Genomic DNA, 16,305 nt, shown 5'->3' on the forward strand with positions numbered 1-16,305 from the left:
CAGCGAGCAGCGGAAAGCGGGCTGGATGAGCATCGACCTCGAGGCGATCGTTGGGTCTGGGTGGGTCACACTTGAGGAGCTCGAGCCTGATGACATGCACCTTGCGTGCAAGTACTGGGCACAGACAAGGGCCAGGGATCCGGAGCTGCAGTTGATCCAGCGGCATGCGACCGAACGGGTCTACCGCTGGACCGGACGACACCCGGCGAACATCGGCTCATCGGCTCTGTTGCTGAATACGGCCTCCAGTGACCTGGACCTCGGTATCGGTATTCCAAAGCAGTTATGGGAGTGTACGACTGCAAGTGTCGGTGCTCTGCAGGAAGCTCGGTGTGAGTCGACCCGATTCGGCAATACTCGGCTCGCCCACGGATGGACCGAAGGCAACGTCGAGATCGACCTGACGATTCTGGACACCCTGGACTTTCAGGAATCGATCGACATGATGAACCGTATACGCCGGCAAATGCGGCGTGACGAACGGATAGCCTTCACGTGGATCAAGCATCTCCTCGAGCAATCGGGTAACGCCGAGCTGCGCCGACGATGGAAGCTGGCGCCCTACATGCGGTATTGCTCCGACTTCTCGCCGATCAAAATCGTCAACGAAAGTGCGGAGTGATCACTGCCGCCGAGGGTTCGGGCCTCATGAACGTAGGTGCAATTCGTGACAAGGCTTGCGTGTGCGCGATCAATGAATGCATGGTCGAATCGGTATCCATTCCTGGATCCATCCGGCTGCTCCCTGCCGAACCATGAGTACTCCCAGGTGCCAGGGTTGCGCAGCCTGAACGCATCGCACATCCCGTTGTCACCGAAAGATCGGTAGAAGTCGTATTCCCACTCACCGAAGACCCGATAGCGTGGATGATGGTCCGGTTCCAGCACATTCAAATCACCCACGGCAACGCATGGTTGGTCAATCGCCAACCGCTCGACGAGACCTGGAATCGCCGAACTGACGCTATCCTGATACGCCCGTTTGTCGACATTGCGTCGCTGTGCAGACCCCCGAGACGGAACGTACATGCCGATCACTGCAAGGCGACCGCGGTCCGGCATGTCGATCTGCACTGCGGCAAAGCGCGCCGCAAGTGGTGAGTCCAACGTGTAGACCTCATCGATTGTGCCGCGCGCTGCAACAAGCACCCGGTACCCGTCTGCGCCGGCTTTCGGAAGGTAGGTGCAATACCCCGCGTCTCGAAGGTACTGGGCCGTAGACTCGCCCGCCTGCGATCCGGAAACCTCGGTAAGAACGAGGACGGCCGGTTGTACAGCAAGAAGCCATGTCAGCTGCCTCCGGGCACGAGAAACTGCTGCCCGCTGGACATTCCATGTAACGACAGTTGCCAGACCTAAGTGGTCATGCACTCGTCGGCCTCGGCATCCGATGCTCGTCGCGCTGAACGCTGATGTCACTGCCGGTCACTACCCCAGGCTACGCAGACCCCAGGTTTCGGCCAGTAGCCGGTGGGACTCCAAACGATGCTGTTGGCTATGAGTGACGCTGGTTATGACCAGTTCGTCGGCGCTGGTCAGTCGCTGGAGAGCGTTCAAACGGTCCGACACAGTTGCCGCCGATCCAACCATCTGGGTACTGACCCTGTCGAGGACCAGTTGACGGGCATCCTCATCCAACGGTGCCGTCGTATCAGGATCCAGATAGTGGGCTGCACCGGTACCTTGCCCACTCCGAATACTGTGTACCCAGTGGCCATACGTCGCTGCGCGATGGCTTGCCGTAGCGTCGTCGCTCGCAACAACCACATCAGCAGAGACCGCCAGATACGGTCTCGGGAACCGCGACGAGGGCCGAAACGAATCCCGGTAAGCCTCCACCGTTTCCAGAATGTTGCTGGGCGAAACATGGTAGCTGGCGGCAAACGGAAGCCCGAGTTCACCTGCGAGCCGGGCACTGCCATGAGCGGAACTGCCGAACAGCCAGGGCTGCACAAACGCGCTCTCGCCCGGCACTGCGTGCAGCTCGACTCCTGAAGTTGTCCGAAATGTCCCATCGATTAGTGACAGGACGTCGCGGACCTGCTGGCCGAAGTCTGCGGCGTCCGTGTCGGGGAAAGGTAGGACCTCCTTCCAGGCGTCGAGGTTGGTCGGAGAAATCGGCTGGGTTTGGACGAAAGGTGCTGGTATCACCACGCCCTGTACTGATCGGGAGGCTGTCTTCTCGGCGGCCACCGCCGTGGTGCGGCGCGCCGGTTGCTGCGCCGCCCGATAGGCAGACCGGCCCAGGCCCAGATCGAGTCGCCCAGGGAAGAGAGCATCAATCGTGCCGAAAGCTTCGACTATCGCGACCGGTGTGTGGTGCCCAAGCTGAATCGCGGCCGATCCAACACGGATATTCTTGGTGGCCGAAGTGAGCAACGCTACAAGAGTAGCGGTAGACGAGCTCGCTACCTGCGCGAAATGGTGTTCGGCTACCCAGTACCTTCTATATCCCCAGCGTTCGGCAAGCTGGGCCAATTCGACCGAGTTGCGGAGAGCCTGCCTAGCGGAAGATCCCGCCGCGATCGGCGCAAGGTCCAAAACAGAAAGTGGAATAGTCACTGGCCCCCCTAATCTGCTGTGACTCAGCTTCGGCCACTGACCTGCGGCCAGCCGTCTCTCTGTCAACGTACCGCTGCCGTGCCGGTGCGGAAGACCATAGAAATCGTGACGATCGAAATGATCGACACTGCCTGGTGAATCGCCCCGGTGAGTCCGGAGACCTATCGGTGTGACAGCTCGGCGGACACGCTGCTCGCCTCCGCAGTGCCGACGAGCTCACGCCTGGCGAGACACTGGCCTCCGCTTCCCGGACGTGCTGTTTGAGCACTCGGTCGACCAGGAGAGGCTCATGTCGTAGGTTCGTGACCCCAGGAATCGAACCTGCGACAACCCACCTGGGGCTTTGTGTCCGGCAGCGGCCTCAAGGGGGAGCAGGTTGACCTGACCTGCGGCAATCGATGTCGCAGGTTCGTGCCCTCGGCAGGATTCGAACCTGCGACACCCGCTTTAGGAGAGCGTTCGGGACCGGATTTGCCAGGTGCGGTGGTCGCGGACAGCGTTGGTTACGAGGGGCCGACCTGGGTGAATAGCGATTGATGCGTTGGTATGCGTTGGTGCCGTGTGGTGCTGCTGCGTACGTTCTGCGTACCGAGGCTGCGGGGTGAATGCTCCGCAGCCTTCGTCGTGTCTGGACCACGGTTGGCCTTCCTCGGTGGTGGGTTGCACCTCACCGGGGCTGGCTCACCGCCTGCCCCTACGGCCTGCCCGTCACGCGCAGAGGCTCACGGGTCAAGAGTCGGCGGATGCCGATCCCGTAGGGACGCCGATAGGCGCTCTTGAGGCGTGAGGGGCGCGGGATCACAATGCAGGCCACCACCGAGGAAGGCCACGCGGCCGGAGGACGCGCAAGTACCGCGCCGGTGCGTGAGGGAGAGGGGGCCGGAGCCCCCTCCGGGTCAGTCGTAGTCGCGGTCGAACGCTTCCATCGCGGCGTCGTTGCGGAGTGCCTGGCGGTAGTGGGCGGGGCAGAGGTGATCGGTGATGGTGCGGTTCTGCCACTGGTAGTGGTAGAGGTCGGTGGCGGGGGCGGTGCAGTCGCGCAGGGAGCAGGTCGCGGCGGGGGTGATGGTCATGGTTGTGGTCCTTTCCGGGTCGGTGGGATCTGGGCACCGCCTGGACCAGGCCGCACCCGCCCCGGCAAAGGCTCGGCGCCGGAGGGGGGCGCGCGGCCGTAGCCTTGGAGGTCACCGCCGGATGGGCCGGGAATTGCCGCGTGCCCGCCTCTGGTGCCGACACCGCTTGGCCTTTGCCGGGGTGGGTGTGGTCTGGTACACCCCTCGGGCAGATTCCGTCGACCCGGAAAGGACCGCGGCCCTCGCCCCCGCCGCGATCTGCTCCCGGGTCGTGGCTGCACCGCCCCCGCCACCGACCTCGGTCCCGAAGGCGACCAGAAGCGCTGCCCCGCTGCCCCGTCCGCTACCGCCAGGTGCTCTGGTGAAGCGTGGGAGGAGGCGACCACGGCCGGTCGACCGGGCACAGGCCGGCTGATTCGTGCTCGACTGCGGGAGGCAAGTCCGGTAGGGCACTCGTCGTGCCCAGCACCGCCCGGTTGTTGGAGAAGGCGGCCAGACAGGAACAGTCGGCGTTCTGCCACGGCGCAAACGCGTCGCCGACGCGCCGACGCGCCGCGGGCGACGCCTTATCAGCCAGCGCCGCGCGTCGTAGCGCGGCGGCGGCGCGTATGCGCCGCCGCGGGCGCTCTTGATCCTGTATGGCGAAATTCGGCAACAACCGCGCTAACTGGCGCTCATCGAGAAATCGCGGCATGGATTGCCGCTGCCGCTGCGTCCGGCGAGGTGACGGCGGTGTCGATCTGGAGATGGGCGGACGGCAGAGGCTCGGTTTCGTCCCAAGCTGCAAGGCGTTCGGCTGCATCGCCGGTCGCCCTGGCCTCGATTCGAGTTCGGGCGGTCTCTCTGTCGGTGCACAACGCGACTACCAACCATGAGACGTGCGGCGTGGCTTGCGTTACGGCGGAGATGACGGCGGGCTGTCCGGCATGCACCACTGGGATAACGCCGGAATCCACCATGTTCATAAGCTCGGCTCGGTCGATGGCGTAGCGGGCTCGATAGCGGGTGTTCGTCCACACCAAACCCCCGTCCTTTGCCAGCCGATCGAACTGCTCAGCCGAGACCATGCGGTAGCCAGCGGTCCTACCTGGGCCGTCCTTGAGGCGCTGAAACAGGCGGAATCGCTCGTCAAGCTTCGATAGAGCGGCGGTCACGGTGTCTTTGCCGCTCGCAGGTGGTCCATAGAGCAGAACTCCAGGACTCATCGCTCGGTTGTTTCGCGTCGAAAGCTCTCGATGAGGGCTTGGGCTTGCTTCCTGAGCGGAGGGCTGTCCGGGTCGTTGTCGATGACCACGTGCGCAACCGATGGACGGAAACTGAGGTCCAATCCTGAGCTGTACCTATCCCAGTGCGCCAGCTTCCATGCATCGCGGGCGGCACCTCGACGGCGCAGGTACATCAGCATCGTCTCAAGCGTGCACCGTACCCACACAAAAGTGACATCGGCGCTCTGCGACTCAGCGCGTGCGATCACGTTGTCCAACCAGGTTTGATCCGCAAACTCGCGCAGGTACGGCGCGGAAGCGACCGCGGAATTTCCGACCTCAAGGTTGTCTTGAATGACCGCCGCGAGTGCTTCGTACTCCCGCGGTCGGATGCGATTGAGATAGACGTCTGATTCGCGGTCGTCGATAGTCGAGCCGAGGTCTTCCAGCGCTGGTTCGATGATCGGTCGCGCGATCGTGTCCTTGTCCAGGATCGCCCAACCGGTTTCTCGTGCGAGCGTCCGGGCGAATTCGCTCTTGCCGCTTCCCGGATAGCCTCCGACGTAGACAGCTCGTGGACGGATTGGCCGGACTGGGTGCGTGAGCGAGAGACTGACCGATGTCGGTGTGGTCACGATCCGGCCTGACCGATCGTGACTGGCGACGTACCCATCGGCGGCGAGTTGCTCCATCGCCTTCGTGATAGTCAACTGGCTCGCTTGCCACTCCTCCGCGAGCGCTCGCGTCGACGGAAGGCGCTGCCCGTCCCGGAGTCGACCCGACTCGATGTCGTTCCGGATCGCCTGCGCGATCCGCAAGTGGGCGGGCATCGTGTGGTGACGCTTTGACTCCGGCACTCGGCCATCTCCTTCGTCGGTAGCAGTTGCGTCATTGACAGTAGCAGTCGACTCTGACGCCTCTACCTGGCGATTCCCTGTAATTGTCACGATTTGATCTCGAAGTTGAGGGAAGTAGTTGCTACTCAATGAAAGCAACTGCTACTTTCGCTGTATCACGAGATCGCCCTACTGACACAAAGGAGATTGACATGGCACTCAAGGGCTACCGCTTCCCGATCGCTCACGCTGAGGCGTTCCCGCAGGGGCTCGTGCTGGTCGGCCAGATCGAGCCGTTGATCAAGTACAACCCGGATCGGAACGCGGTCCCCGAGCAGCAGATCGACTACAACCCGAAGACCGGCGCGGGGTCGCGTCTGCCGATGTGGAAGGCGACGGTGACCGATCCGTCGGAGACCACCGCCAAGCGGGCGAGCTTTCAGCTGATCTTCCTGTCCGAGGTTCAGCCGGTGCCGTCGACGCCGGAGGTGCTGCCGGGGATGCGGCAGATCGAGTTGGAGGGTCTGTTGGCCGAGCCGAAGGTGATGGGCACCGGCGAGTTCAAGTACCAGGGGTTCGTGTTCTACGCCGGTGGCATCAAGGGCGACAACTCGGGTGCGCGTGGCAAGTCCGCTGCTGAGTCCCGGGCGGCGTGACGATGAGCGCGGCGGATCAGCAGTCCAAGTCCAAGGGAGTTCGGTGGGCTCGCTGGTCCGCTGTGCTCGTTGTCCTGGCCATTGGTGGGGCCGCGTTCGTGTTGTCGTTCGCGGCCCTGCGTGACCTGGCGATCAAGGCCCATACTCCGACACATCTGGCGTGGCTGTTCCCGGTGATCGTGGACGGCACCATCATTCAAGCCACGATTGCGGTACTCGCCCTCGCGGACTCGCCGGAGCGCCGCTGGTTTACCGGGGTCCTCGCCGCGGGTGCGGCGGTCTCGATCGGCGGCAACGTCGCTCATTCCCTGGTCTCCGGTCACGGCTATCTCGCTGCGCTGCTGGCGGTGATTGCTCCGGCCGCGCTGCTGATCGATACCCACGGCTTGGCGGTGCTGCTGCGTACCCGCCGAGCGTCTGAGCGGTCCGAACCGGCGGATGCGCCGTCTGTTGTTCCGGCTGCTGCGCCGACACCGACACCTCGGCCTGCGGCTGCGTCTGTGCCGACACCGCAGGCTGTCGCGGTCTCCCCGGTGCCGGTGCGACCGATCGCAACACCACCTCGGGTGGTTCAACCTCCGCGCCCGGTCCGGCCGGTCGTGGTTCCTGCTGGGAGTTGAGTTTAAATGTCCACTGTTGCAACACTTGCCGCTGCTGGCGGCGCGCTTGCTGGGGCGGGCTGGCTGGCCTGGATGCGTCATCTGGGTACCGGTCCGCGTCCGGTGAGTGTGGATGACATCGTGGCTGCTGCCCCGCCTGAGCTGCGGCCGGCGGCTCTGATTCTGGGCGACCGTGCCCAGACGAATCTCATGTTCGCTGCCTTGGGTCTGGGTTCGATTGAGGGCGGCTGGCCGTTCGTGGATCGTTGGGACTACACCGACCACGGCGTCGATGTCGACGTGATGATGTTGGGCGGTCAGTCGTTCTCGGACTGGTCCAACGACGAGGTGTTGAGCCAGTTCGCTACCTATTTCTCGGTGCCCGAGGTGACAGTGTCGTCGCCCGCTCCGAGTTGGGTCCGTCTCCATCTCCGCGTGTTCGACACGTTGGAGGCTCCGGCACCGGCGCCGGGTGCGGTCCACAGTGTGGTGGACCTGGAGGCGGTCCCGGTCGGTGTGACCGAGACCTATGACCTGTGGCGGTTGCGGGTGCTCTACGGGCACATCCTGGTCACGGGTGCGACGGGGTCGGGTAAGGGCTCGGTGCTGTGGTCGATCCTGGCCGGTGTCGGCCCGGCGATCCGCGACGGCCTGGTGGATGTGTACCTGGCCGACCCCAAGGGCGGGGTCGAGTTCGGGCGTGGTGAGAACCGGTTGTTCGTCAGGTTCGCCACCGATGTGGATTCGATCCTGGAGATGCTGCGTGAGCTGGTGGAGGTGATGCGGGAACGGCGGGCGTTCATGCGTGCCAATGGGATTCGCAAGCATCGCCCGACCACCGAGCAACCGTTGATCCTGATCATCATCGATGAGGCGGCGGCGTTGTCGGCTTATGCCGAGCCTGACCAGGTCAAGGAGTTCCGCCGCCTGACCGGGTTGATCCTGTCGCAGGGCCGCGCGGTTGCGGTCTCGATGATCGCGGCGCTACAGGACCCGAGCAAGGAGACGATGCCGCTTAGGCAGCTGTTCCCGATCCGGGTCGGGTTGCGGCTGGATGAGCCGACGCAGGTGGCGATGGTCCACGGCCAGGGCGCCCGTGATCGCGGGGCACGCTGCGACAAGATCAGCGAGCAGACCCCGGGTGTCGGCTACGTGGGCGAAGACGGCAGCACCGATTTCCTGCGAGTGCGAGCGTTCTGGGTCTCGGATGAGGCCGCCGACGCGATCGTGGACGCCTACTCGCCTGCCCCCGAAATCACCGGCCCCACTGAGGATTACAGCGGGTTCGATCCGGACTACATCCCGGGCGAGGACGGGGCGGCGGCATGAAGCGCGGCTTCCAGACCGAATCTCACGTGGTCGTCTACTGCGATGTCTGCGGTGACGTCTACACCGAACGGGACGGGGCGTTGACCTGCTTCGCCACCACGAGTGAGGCCATCGGCTACCTGACCCGCCGCGCCGGTCTCGGCTGGGTTTATGACGGTGACCGCGTGATCTGTGACGCCTGCCTGGCCACTCGCGAGTGCCAGGACCACGGCCACGACTTCCCGGCCCGCTGGACCACGACCGTGTGGCCGCTGGGCGAGATGACCCATACCCGCGCCTGCACCCGCTGCGGCGTCCCCGAAAACGAAACCGAGGTTCTGTGATGAGCAACCACCGTTCGACTGACATCGACGCCACCGTGATCGACCTCGCGGCCCGCCGCCGCTGCCGGTGGGAAGCCCGCGGCCTGGACCCGGCTGCGGTCGCGGTCCGGCTCCTGGTCGAGACCGGCACGGCCCCGGCCTGGACCCCTGATGGTTTCGACTACGACGACGACGGTGACGGCGGGTGGGCGGCATGACCCGCAAGCCGCAACCCGCTGCGCCACAGGTCAATCCGATCGTGCGCGCTGCCGCTGAGAAGGTCACACGGACCAAGCGGCGCACGCCGACCGACCTGCACGCCCCGTGCCCCGACCAGCTGACCCTTTTCGACCCGAAGGACCTGCGATGACCACCAACACGAGCACCCGCAATCCCGAGCGTGATCCGATGGATGTGCTCGGCCTGGCCGTGATCAACATCGTCTCCGGCCTGCTCACCGCTGCGTTCTTGGCCTTGTGGTGGGCGGTGCTGTTCCCGATGGTCTCGCTCCCGATCGTGGCGGCGGTCGCGGCCGGCGTGTTCGTGCACCCGTGGGCGGGTGTGGGTGTGGCTGGTGGGGCTGTCGCGGGGATGGTGCTGTGGAGGGCGAAGCACCCGCCCACCTTCGAGCGCTGGCTCACCGCCCGCGCCCGCGCCCGGGCCCTGGCATGGGGCCGCTACCGGCGTCGGTGGGTGGCTCTGATGACTGCTTGCAATCTGGTGGTGCGTGAGGGTGAGCGGGTGATGGTGCCGCGCTGGCTGGAAGTGTGGATCGGTGACGCCGATGACCTCGTGCTGGTGCGGATGCTGCCGGGCCAGTGCCCCGAGGACTTCGAAAACCGCGCCGACCGCTTGGCGCACGCTTTCGGTGCCGACGAATGCCGGGTGCGCGTGGACGGCCCCGGCGTGCTGGAGCTCAATTTCCGCTACGGCGATGCCTTGGCCGACCCGGTGGACCTGCCCCACATCGACGGCGGACTCGGCTGGACCAAGGACGCAGCATGACCACCACCGAGGTTCCGCCCCGCCTGACCGCCGCCCAACGCCGCGCCCTGCCCGACTTCACCGACGTCGCGCAGGCCACCGCCGAGAAGTTCGGCGTCTGCACGCGCCCGGTGACCATGAGGGCTTTCGACCCGATGACCGGGCAGACGACTTACCTGGCGGCGCCGTGCAAGTCGACCATTGCCAGCGTGTGCAAGCCGTGCGCGGACCGGGCTCGCTGGCTGCGCATGACCCAGTGCCGGGAGGGCTGGCACGCCGACACCGAGCCCGTCGATGAGACGCGCGAGCCCTCCGAGCAGCAGACCGAACTATTGGCGGCTCGTGCTGATGCGGTGGCCGACTATGGGCAGGCACGCGAGGACGGCGACACCGAGCTTGCCGACGCCCTGGCCGACGTGGTAGCCGAAATCGACTGCGAGATACGGGAACTCGGTTTCCGTGGCCCTCTGCCGCCGCTGGAGGTGAAGTCTCGGGCTCGGCGGGTGCGGTCGACCAAGCGCCGTCAGGACGTGCCCAACCTGCCCCGCAAGCGCGTCGAGCGGCGCACGGTCGGCCAGGTGATCGGCGGCTATCGGTCCTCGATGATGGTCACCCTCACTATGCCGTCATACGGGGCGATCAACCGCGACGGCGCAGTGGACAGCGAGGGCAAGCCGTGCTCGGACGGCTCACCCCGCAACCCCGACACCTACGACTACGCCCGCGCCGCCCGCGACATCGTGTTCTTCTCCAAGCTGGTCGACCGCTGGATTCAGAATTTGCGCCGCTGCGTCGGCTATGACGTGCAGTACTTCGCCACTGTGGAGCCGCAGAAGCGCGGGGCTCCGCACCTGCACCTTCTGTTGCGGGGCGCGATCTCCCGCGAAATCCTGCGCATGGTCACTGCGGCGACCTACCACCAGGTGTGGTGGCCGCACTTCGACCCCGAGCACGAGGTGTATTCCGGTGATCGGCTCCCGGTCTGGGATCACCGGCTCATGACCTTCGTGGACCCGGATACCCGCCGGCCGTTGACGGGCTGGGATGAGGCCCTGGACATCCTCGACAGCGTGGACGACCTCGACCCCGCCTACGTCGCGCGGTTCGGCGAGCGCATGGACCCCGGCCACATGCGCGGGTTCATTCCCGGGGAGAAGGCTGATCGGGCGATCGGCTACGTGACCAAGTACCTCACCAAGTCGATCAGCGAAGTACTGGACACGACCTCGGCCCGCACGGCCGCGCACTACGACCGTCTGCACGCCGAGCTCCAGCACACCCCGTGCTCGCCGCGCTGCCCGGTCTGGCTGCGCTACGGCATCGTGCCCAAGGGCGCCAGCGACAAAACGATCCCCGGCCGCTGCAAGGGCAAAGCGCACCGCCGTGACACCCTCGGCCTGCCCGGCCGCCGAGTGCTGGTCTCCCGCCGCTGGTCCGGGAAGACGCTGCCCGACCACAAGGCCGACCGCGCGGAGTTTGTTCGGCAGTTGCTGGCTCAAGTGGGTATCAGCAAGCCCGATACCTCGCACTGGATCGTGCGCCCGGTCGAGCCCGGCGACCAGTCCGCGCCACCTCGAGATCACCTGATCATGTCCGCCATCGCCCAACGCACAGCCTGGCGAGCGGAATACACACGCGCCCTGCTGGCGACGGGACCAACAGCAGCACAACGAAGTTCGGCAATCCCGATAGCAGCATAGAAAGGGGTGTTCCGATGGAGGCTGAAACCTACTTGCGGGCGAAGGACTGTGAGGCGTTGACCGGGATTCCGGAAGCGACCTGGAGGTGGTGGGCACACGTGGGCAAGGGACCGGCGAGCTTCAAACTCGGGCCGCGTCGTCGGGTGTGGCGCAAGTCGGTGGTTCTGGCCTGGATCGTCGAGCAGGAACAGCTGACCGGTACCGGTGAGGCCGCCTGATGGCTGTTCGGCGGAACCGGCGGGCAGGCGTCGAAGACCTCTGGACCAAGGAAGAACGCTGCCCCGATGGCACGGTGCATCGGGTGCCCTCCAAGCTGCATGGCAAGGGAAAGCGTTGGCGTGCAAGGTATGTCGACGGAACTGGCCGAGAGAACACGAAGCGGTTCGCTCGCAAGGTGGATGCGCAGTCGTGGCTTGACGCTCAGACGGCGGCCGTCGTGAGCGGGGTTCATGCGCCGCCGTCTGCTGGCCGTGTGACGGTCGATGTCATCGCTACCGCCTGGTTGGACAACCATCCGTCCTGGGAAGAATCGACGCGTTCCCGGTACCGGTCGGTGGTCGACGCCCACATTCGGCCTCGGTGGGGGAACGTCCGTGTCGCTGACCTTGCCCACGAGGAAATTCAGCAATGGGTGATCGAGCAGGTCTCGGGCGGTGCTGCTGGTGGCACCGTTCGGAAGAATCTGGGTGTGCTCTCGCAGATTTGCGACTATGCGGTGATCACGCGCCGCATCGCAGTGAACCCGTGTTCCACCGTGAATCGCCCGAAGCAACGACTTGCCAAGCGCCGGTACCTCTCCGGCATGGAGGTGGAGCGGTTGGCCGAACAGGCAGGCGGTAACTGGCTGACGGTCATGGTGTTGGCCTACTGCGGTCTGCGCTTCGCGGAGTTGGCGGGATTGCAGGTGTCGTCCGTGTCGTTGCAGCGCCGTCGCCTCCAGATCGAGCGCACGATTACCGAGGTTGACGGCGTGTTGGTGACGAAGGCCCCGAAGGATCATCAGCGGCGTAGTGTCCCGTTCCCGGCGTTTCTGGCAGAGCCTCTGGAACGGCATTTGGCGGGCCGTCGCCCCGACTCGGAGGTGTTCACGTCGAGCACGGGCGCGATTCTGCGGGTGCGGAACATGCGCCGCGCCTGGTGGGATGGGGCTGCCAAAGCCGCTGGTCTGGAGGGACTGACTCCGCACGAGATGCGGCACACCGCGGCGTCGCTGGCGGTCTCGCACGGTGCCTCGGTCCTGGCGTTGCAACGGATGCTCGGGCATGACAAGCCGAGTACGACGCTCGACTTCTACGCTGACCTCTTCGATGACGACTTGGATGAGGTCGCGTGCAAGCTCGACGCGGCCCGTACCGGCTTCGCTGCTGCGTACTCTCTGCGTACCGCGTCCGATCCGGCAACGGCTAGTCAGGGTAGGAAAACGGCCTGAACTGCATGTTTGTCTGTGCCCTCGGCAGGATTCGAACCTGCGACACCCGCTTTAGGAGAGCGGTGCTCTATCCCCTGAGCTACGAAGGCTGGTATGGACGTGGGGCAGTCTACCGGGTGGACGGGCCGGAGGCAGCATCGTCCCCGGGGTGCGCCCGGCGGCGAAAGGGGCCGCCGGGCGCACGGGGGTCAGGCGAGGGTCTTGACGTCCAGTTCGCCGTTGGCGTACTGGGCGCGCAGCTGCTTCTTGTCGAACTTGCCGACGCTGGTCTTGGGCACTTCGGAGATGAAGGTCCAGTGTTCGGGGAGCTGCCACTTGGCGAACTTGTCGGCGAGGAAGTCGCGCAGTTCGGTGGGTTCGGCGGTGGCGCCTTCGGCCAGGACGATGGCGACCAGGGGGCGCTCGTCCCACTTCTCGTCGGGCACGCCGATGACGGCGGCCTCGGCGACGGCGGGGTGGCCCATGACGGCGTTCTCCAGGTCGACCGAGGAGATCCATTCACCGCCGGACTTGATGACGTCCTTGGAGCGGTCGACGAGGGTGAGGTAGCCGTCGGGGCTGATCTTGCCGACGTCGCCGGTGCGCAGCCAGCCGTTGTCGAACTTGTCGGGGTCGACGGGGGAGCCGTCGGGGGAGTAGTAGGAGCCGGTGATCCAGGGGCCCTTGACTTCCAGTTCGCCGAGCGATTCGCCGTCGTTGGGCACGACGTTGCCCGCGTCGTCGACCAGGCGGGCCTGCACGGAGGCGGGGAAGCGGCCCTGGGTGTAGCGGTAGGCCCATTCCTCCTCGCCGGTGACGCCGGCGGGCGCGTGGGCGACCGAGCCGAGCGGCGAGGTCTCGGTCATGCCCCAGGCGTGCAGCACGCGCACGCCGTGGCGCTCCTGGAAGGCGTGCATCATCGACGGGGGCACGGCGGCGCCGCCGACCACGACGGTGCGCAGGTGCGAGATGTCCTGCGGCTGGGCGGCCAGCGCGGCGAGCACGCCGCCCCAGATGGTGGGCACGGCGGCGGCGAAGGTGGGCTTCAGGTTCGCCAGGATCTCGAGCAGCGGGCCGGGCTGCAGGAAGCGGTCGGGCATCACGACATTCGCGCCGGACATGAGCGCGGCGTAGGGGATGCCCCAGGCGTTGGCGTGGAAGAGCGGCACGATGGCGAGCACGCTGTCGGCGCCGCTGAAGCCCATGCCCGAGGGCGAGACGACCTGCATGGCGTGCAGCCAGTTGGAGCGGTGCGAGTAGACGACGCCCTTGGGGTCGCCGGTGGTGCCGGACGTGTAGCACATGGCGGCGGCGGAGCGCTCGTCGATGACCGGGAAGTCGTAGCTGTCGGACTGGCCGGCGAGCAGCTCGGAGTAGGAGTGCACCTGCACGCCCTCGGGCGCCTGCAGGGTGGCGGCGTCACCGTTGGCGACGATGACGTGCCGCACGGTCTTCATGTTCGGCAGCAGCTGGGCGAACATCGGCACCAGCGAGCCGTCGACGATGACGACCTTGTCTTCGGCGTGGTTGGCCACGTAGACGAGCTGTTCGGGGAAGAGGCGGATGTTCAACGCGTGCAGCACCGCGCCCATCGCGGGGACGCCGATGTAGGCGACCATGTGCTCGTTGTTGTTCCACATGAAGGTGCCGACCCGGTCACCGACGCCGATGCCGAGCCCGCTCAGCGCGTTCGCCAGCCGGGCGGCCTCGGCGCCGAGCTCACGGTAGGTCATCGTGCGGACGCCGTCGCCGGTCCAGGTGGACACCGTGCTCTCACCCTGGAAGGTGGCGGCGTATTTCAGCAGTGTCGCCAGCGACAGCGGCTCGTCCTGCATGGTGCTCAACATCGAAGAACTCCTTCTCGTCGGTGGCCGGCATGAGCCACGTCACACCGGATGCTACCGAAGGGTCAGCCGTGGTGGTGGCGCTCGGCCTCGGGGCACCCGCCTTCACTTTCCGCAGGTCACGGTAGCTGCCGGAGCAAAAACAAGCACACGAGCCCGGAAAATGGGCTCCTGGCTGCGACGATGCCACGGGCTCGCGCGGCCGTCGTGGTCGCTGGAGCCGGGGCGCGGGTGTGGCCGGAAATGCTGATCGGTTGTCCGCGGATCTCTGCTCCGCGGCGCGTGCGGCGCTTACGCTCGAAAGATGACATCGCCGTCCGTCCTGATCATCGGCGCCGGGTTCGGCGGGCTCGGCCTCGCGCTGGAACTGCGGCGCGCCGGGTTCGACGATTTCCGCATCCTCGAGAAGGCCGCCGACCTCGGCGGCGTGTGGCGGGAGAACACCTATCCCGGCGCCGCCTGCGACGTGCCCTCGCCGCTGTACTCGTTCTCCCACGAGCCGAAAGCGGACTGGCCCCGGCGCTTCTCGGAGCAGCGCGACATCCACGACTACATGCGCGGCGTGGCGCGCAAGCATGATCTGGAACGGTTCATCCGGTTCGGCACCGAGGTCACCGACGCCGAGTTCGACGAGAGCCGCGGCGGCTGGACGGTGTCCACCGCCGACGGCGAGCAGCTGCGGTGCGCGATCCTGGTGTCCGCGGTGGGGCAGCTCTCGCGTCCGGCGATGCCGAGCATCCCCGGCATCGACACCTTCACCGGGGCGGCCTTCCACTCCGCGCGGTGGGACCACGACGTCGATCTCACCGGCAAGCGGGTGGCCTGCATCGGCACCGGCGCCAGCGCCATCCAGTACATCCCGCGCATCCAGCCCGACGTCGCCCACCTCACGCTGTTCCAGCGCTCGGCCGCGTGGGTGTTGCCCAAGCCCGATGTCGAGTACCGCGCGCTGCACCACGCCCTGTTCCGGTACCTGCCGCCGACCCGGCTGGCCGAGCGGTTCGCGATCTGGGCGATCTTCGAGTTCCTCGCGCTCGGGCTGACCGATCTGCCGTGGATCAAAGGGCCGGTGGTGGCGCTGGCCGAACGGCACCGGGAGCGCCAGGTCGTCGATCCGGTCCTGCGCGCCAAGCTGACGCCGGACTACGAGCCCGGCTGCAAGCGCGGGCTGTTCTCCAACGACTACTTCCCGGCCCTGGCCCAGCCGAACGTGACGGTGGAGACCACGGCCATCACCGAGATCACGCCCACCGGCGTGCGCACCGCGGACGGCATCCTGCACGAGGCCGACGTGATCATCTACGGCACCGGTTTCAAGGGCACCGAATTCCTGGCGCCGATGAACATCTACGGGCTCGGCGGCCGCAAGCTGGCCGACGTCTGGGCGGACGAGGGCGCTCGCGCCTACCTGGGACTCTCGGTGCCGGAGTTCCCGAACCTGTTCATGATGTACGGCCCGAACACCAATGTCGGTGCGGGCTCGATCATCTACATGCTCGAGTCCCAGGCCCGCTACATCCGGCAGGTGATCGACTACGTGACCGCGCGGCCGGGCCGTCATCTGGCCGCGCGCGCCGATGTCGAACAGAATTGGGACGACTGGCTGCAACGACGGCTGCGGGACACGCCCTGGAACTTCTGCTCCAGCTGGTACCGCAACGCCTCGGGCCGGATCACCAACAACTGGCCGGGAATCACCTGGCTGTACCGGTGGAAGACACGCCGGTTCGACCCGCTCGACTACGTGGAGGGGCAGGCCGTGGCGGGGCGGGGCTGAGGGAGAACGGCGGCCCGCCCGGCGCGGGGT

The 16,305-nt window shown here is 66.1% G+C and carries 18 protein-coding genes and 2 tRNA genes; 12 read left to right on the top strand and 8 right to left on the bottom strand.

From position 1 onward, the window contains the following. Positions 1-25 precede the first annotated feature (25 nt). On the top strand, positions 26-622 hold the full coding sequence (locus tag CRM89_RS30545; RefSeq protein ID WP_127516310.1) for a hypothetical protein: 597 nt from the start codon (positions 26-28) through the stop codon (positions 620-622). Here the strand turns inward: CRM89_RS30545 and CRM89_RS25540 are convergent. From CRM89_RS25540 to CRM89_RS25555, 6 genes are all read right to left on the bottom strand, one after another. After that, positions 562-1,419, bottom strand: a complete 858-nt coding sequence (locus CRM89_RS25540) for an endonuclease/exonuclease/phosphatase family protein (RefSeq protein WP_098086510.1) — start codon at positions 1,417-1,419, stop codon at positions 562-564. The two genes, CRM89_RS30545 and CRM89_RS25540, sit on opposite strands and share 61 nt — an antisense overlap. A 9-nt stretch (positions 1,420-1,428) precedes the next feature. Next, positions 1,429-2,562 carry an LLM class flavin-dependent oxidoreductase gene (locus CRM89_RS25545; protein ID WP_098086511.1) on the bottom strand — a complete coding sequence of 378 codons (1,134 nt, stop codon included), beginning with the start codon at positions 2,560-2,562 and terminating at the stop codon, positions 1,429-1,431. Between the two features lie 415 nt (positions 2,563-2,977). Further along, a tRNA-Arg gene (locus tag CRM89_RS30630) sits at positions 2,978-3,047 on the bottom strand. A 411-nt stretch (positions 3,048-3,458) separates the two neighbouring features. After that, positions 3,459-3,635, bottom strand: a complete 177-nt coding sequence (locus CRM89_RS31145; RefSeq protein ID WP_170986843.1) for a hypothetical protein — start codon at positions 3,633-3,635, stop codon at positions 3,459-3,461. 674 nt (positions 3,636-4,309) lie between these two features. Then, complete coding sequence (locus tag CRM89_RS25550) at positions 4,310-4,840, bottom strand: AAA family ATPase (RefSeq protein WP_011207232.1); 531 nt, start codon at positions 4,838-4,840, stop codon at positions 4,310-4,312. Then, complete coding sequence (locus tag CRM89_RS25555; RefSeq protein ID WP_011207233.1) at positions 4,837-5,697, bottom strand: AAA family ATPase; 861 nt, start codon at positions 5,695-5,697, stop codon at positions 4,837-4,839. Before CRM89_RS25555 ends, CRM89_RS25550 begins: the two co-directional genes overlap by 4 nt. Before the next feature lie 191 nt (positions 5,698-5,888). Here CRM89_RS25555 and CRM89_RS25560 point away from each other — a divergent pair, with 191 nt between their 5' ends. The 10 genes from CRM89_RS25560 (at position 5,889) to CRM89_RS25600 (ending at position 12,675) form a co-directional block, all read left to right on the top strand. Continuing rightward, the gene (locus CRM89_RS25560) at positions 5,889-6,332 is read left to right on the top strand and encodes a hypothetical protein (RefSeq protein WP_098086512.1); all 444 of its coding nucleotides are present in this window, start codon (positions 5,889-5,891) and stop codon (positions 6,330-6,332) included. A 2-nt stretch (positions 6,333-6,334) separates the two neighbouring features. After that, a complete protein-coding gene (locus CRM89_RS25565; RefSeq protein WP_098086513.1) occupies positions 6,335-6,952 on the top strand; it encodes a DUF2637 domain-containing protein in 618 nt (205 codons plus the stop codon). Positions 6,953-6,958: 6 nt separating this feature from the next. Continuing rightward, positions 6,959-8,260, top strand: a complete 1,302-nt coding sequence (locus tag CRM89_RS25570; protein ID WP_098086514.1) for an FtsK/SpoIIIE domain-containing protein — start codon at positions 6,959-6,961, stop codon at positions 8,258-8,260. Then, complete coding sequence (locus tag CRM89_RS25575; RefSeq protein WP_098084737.1) at positions 8,257-8,583, top strand: hypothetical protein; 327 nt, start codon at positions 8,257-8,259, stop codon at positions 8,581-8,583. The genes CRM89_RS25570 and CRM89_RS25575 overlap by 4 nt, the downstream gene beginning before the upstream one ends. Continuing rightward, positions 8,583-8,780, top strand: a complete 198-nt coding sequence (locus CRM89_RS25580) for a hypothetical protein (RefSeq protein ID WP_098084734.1) — start codon at positions 8,583-8,585, stop codon at positions 8,778-8,780. The genes CRM89_RS25575 and CRM89_RS25580 overlap by 1 nt, the downstream gene beginning before the upstream one ends. Then, positions 8,777-8,932, top strand: coding sequence for a hypothetical protein (locus tag CRM89_RS31150; RefSeq protein WP_172964520.1), 156 nt, complete (start codon positions 8,777-8,779; stop codon positions 8,930-8,932). Before CRM89_RS25580 ends, CRM89_RS31150 begins: the two co-directional genes overlap by 4 nt. Beyond that, positions 8,929-9,567 (top strand): hypothetical protein, encoded by a 639-nt coding sequence (locus tag CRM89_RS25585; protein ID WP_098084731.1) that lies wholly within the window; start codon positions 8,929-8,931, stop codon positions 9,565-9,567. The genes CRM89_RS31150 and CRM89_RS25585 overlap by 4 nt, the downstream gene beginning before the upstream one ends. Next, positions 9,564-11,246 (top strand): replication initiator, encoded by a 1,683-nt coding sequence (locus CRM89_RS25590; RefSeq protein WP_098086515.1) that lies wholly within the window; start codon positions 9,564-9,566, stop codon positions 11,244-11,246. The genes CRM89_RS25585 and CRM89_RS25590 overlap by 4 nt, the downstream gene beginning before the upstream one ends. A gap of 14 nt (positions 11,247-11,260) precedes the next feature. Continuing rightward, positions 11,261-11,464 carry an AlpA family transcriptional regulator gene (locus tag CRM89_RS25595; protein WP_011207242.1) on the top strand — a complete coding sequence of 68 codons (204 nt, stop codon included), beginning with the start codon at positions 11,261-11,263 and terminating at the stop codon, positions 11,462-11,464. Positions 11,465-11,547: 83 nt separating this feature from the next. Then, complete coding sequence (locus CRM89_RS25600; RefSeq protein ID WP_041559828.1) at positions 11,548-12,675, top strand: site-specific integrase; 1,128 nt, start codon at positions 11,548-11,550, stop codon at positions 12,673-12,675. A gap of 16 nt (positions 12,676-12,691) precedes the next feature. On the opposite strand, the gene CRM89_RS25605 is transcribed toward CRM89_RS25600, so the two are convergent. Together CRM89_RS25605 and CRM89_RS25610 are read right to left on the bottom strand one after the other, a co-directional pair. Continuing rightward, positions 12,692-12,764 (bottom strand) — tRNA-Arg (locus CRM89_RS25605). A 99-nt stretch (positions 12,765-12,863) separates the two neighbouring features. Beyond that, a complete protein-coding gene (locus CRM89_RS25610; protein WP_060593177.1) occupies positions 12,864-14,501 on the bottom strand; it encodes a long-chain fatty acid--CoA ligase in 1,638 nt (545 codons plus the stop codon). A gap of 301 nt (positions 14,502-14,802) precedes the next feature. On the opposite strand from CRM89_RS25610, the gene CRM89_RS25615 reads away from it, so the two are divergent. Continuing rightward, positions 14,803-16,275, top strand: coding sequence for an NAD(P)/FAD-dependent oxidoreductase (locus tag CRM89_RS25615; protein WP_098086516.1), 1,473 nt, complete (start codon positions 14,803-14,805; stop codon positions 16,273-16,275). The last annotated feature ends 30 nt before the right edge of the window (positions 16,276-16,305 follow it).

It is taken from the genome of Nocardia sp. FDAARGOS_372, assembly GCF_002554515.1.
Lineage (GTDB): Bacteria > Actinomycetota > Actinomycetes > Mycobacteriales > Mycobacteriaceae > Nocardia > Nocardia farcinica.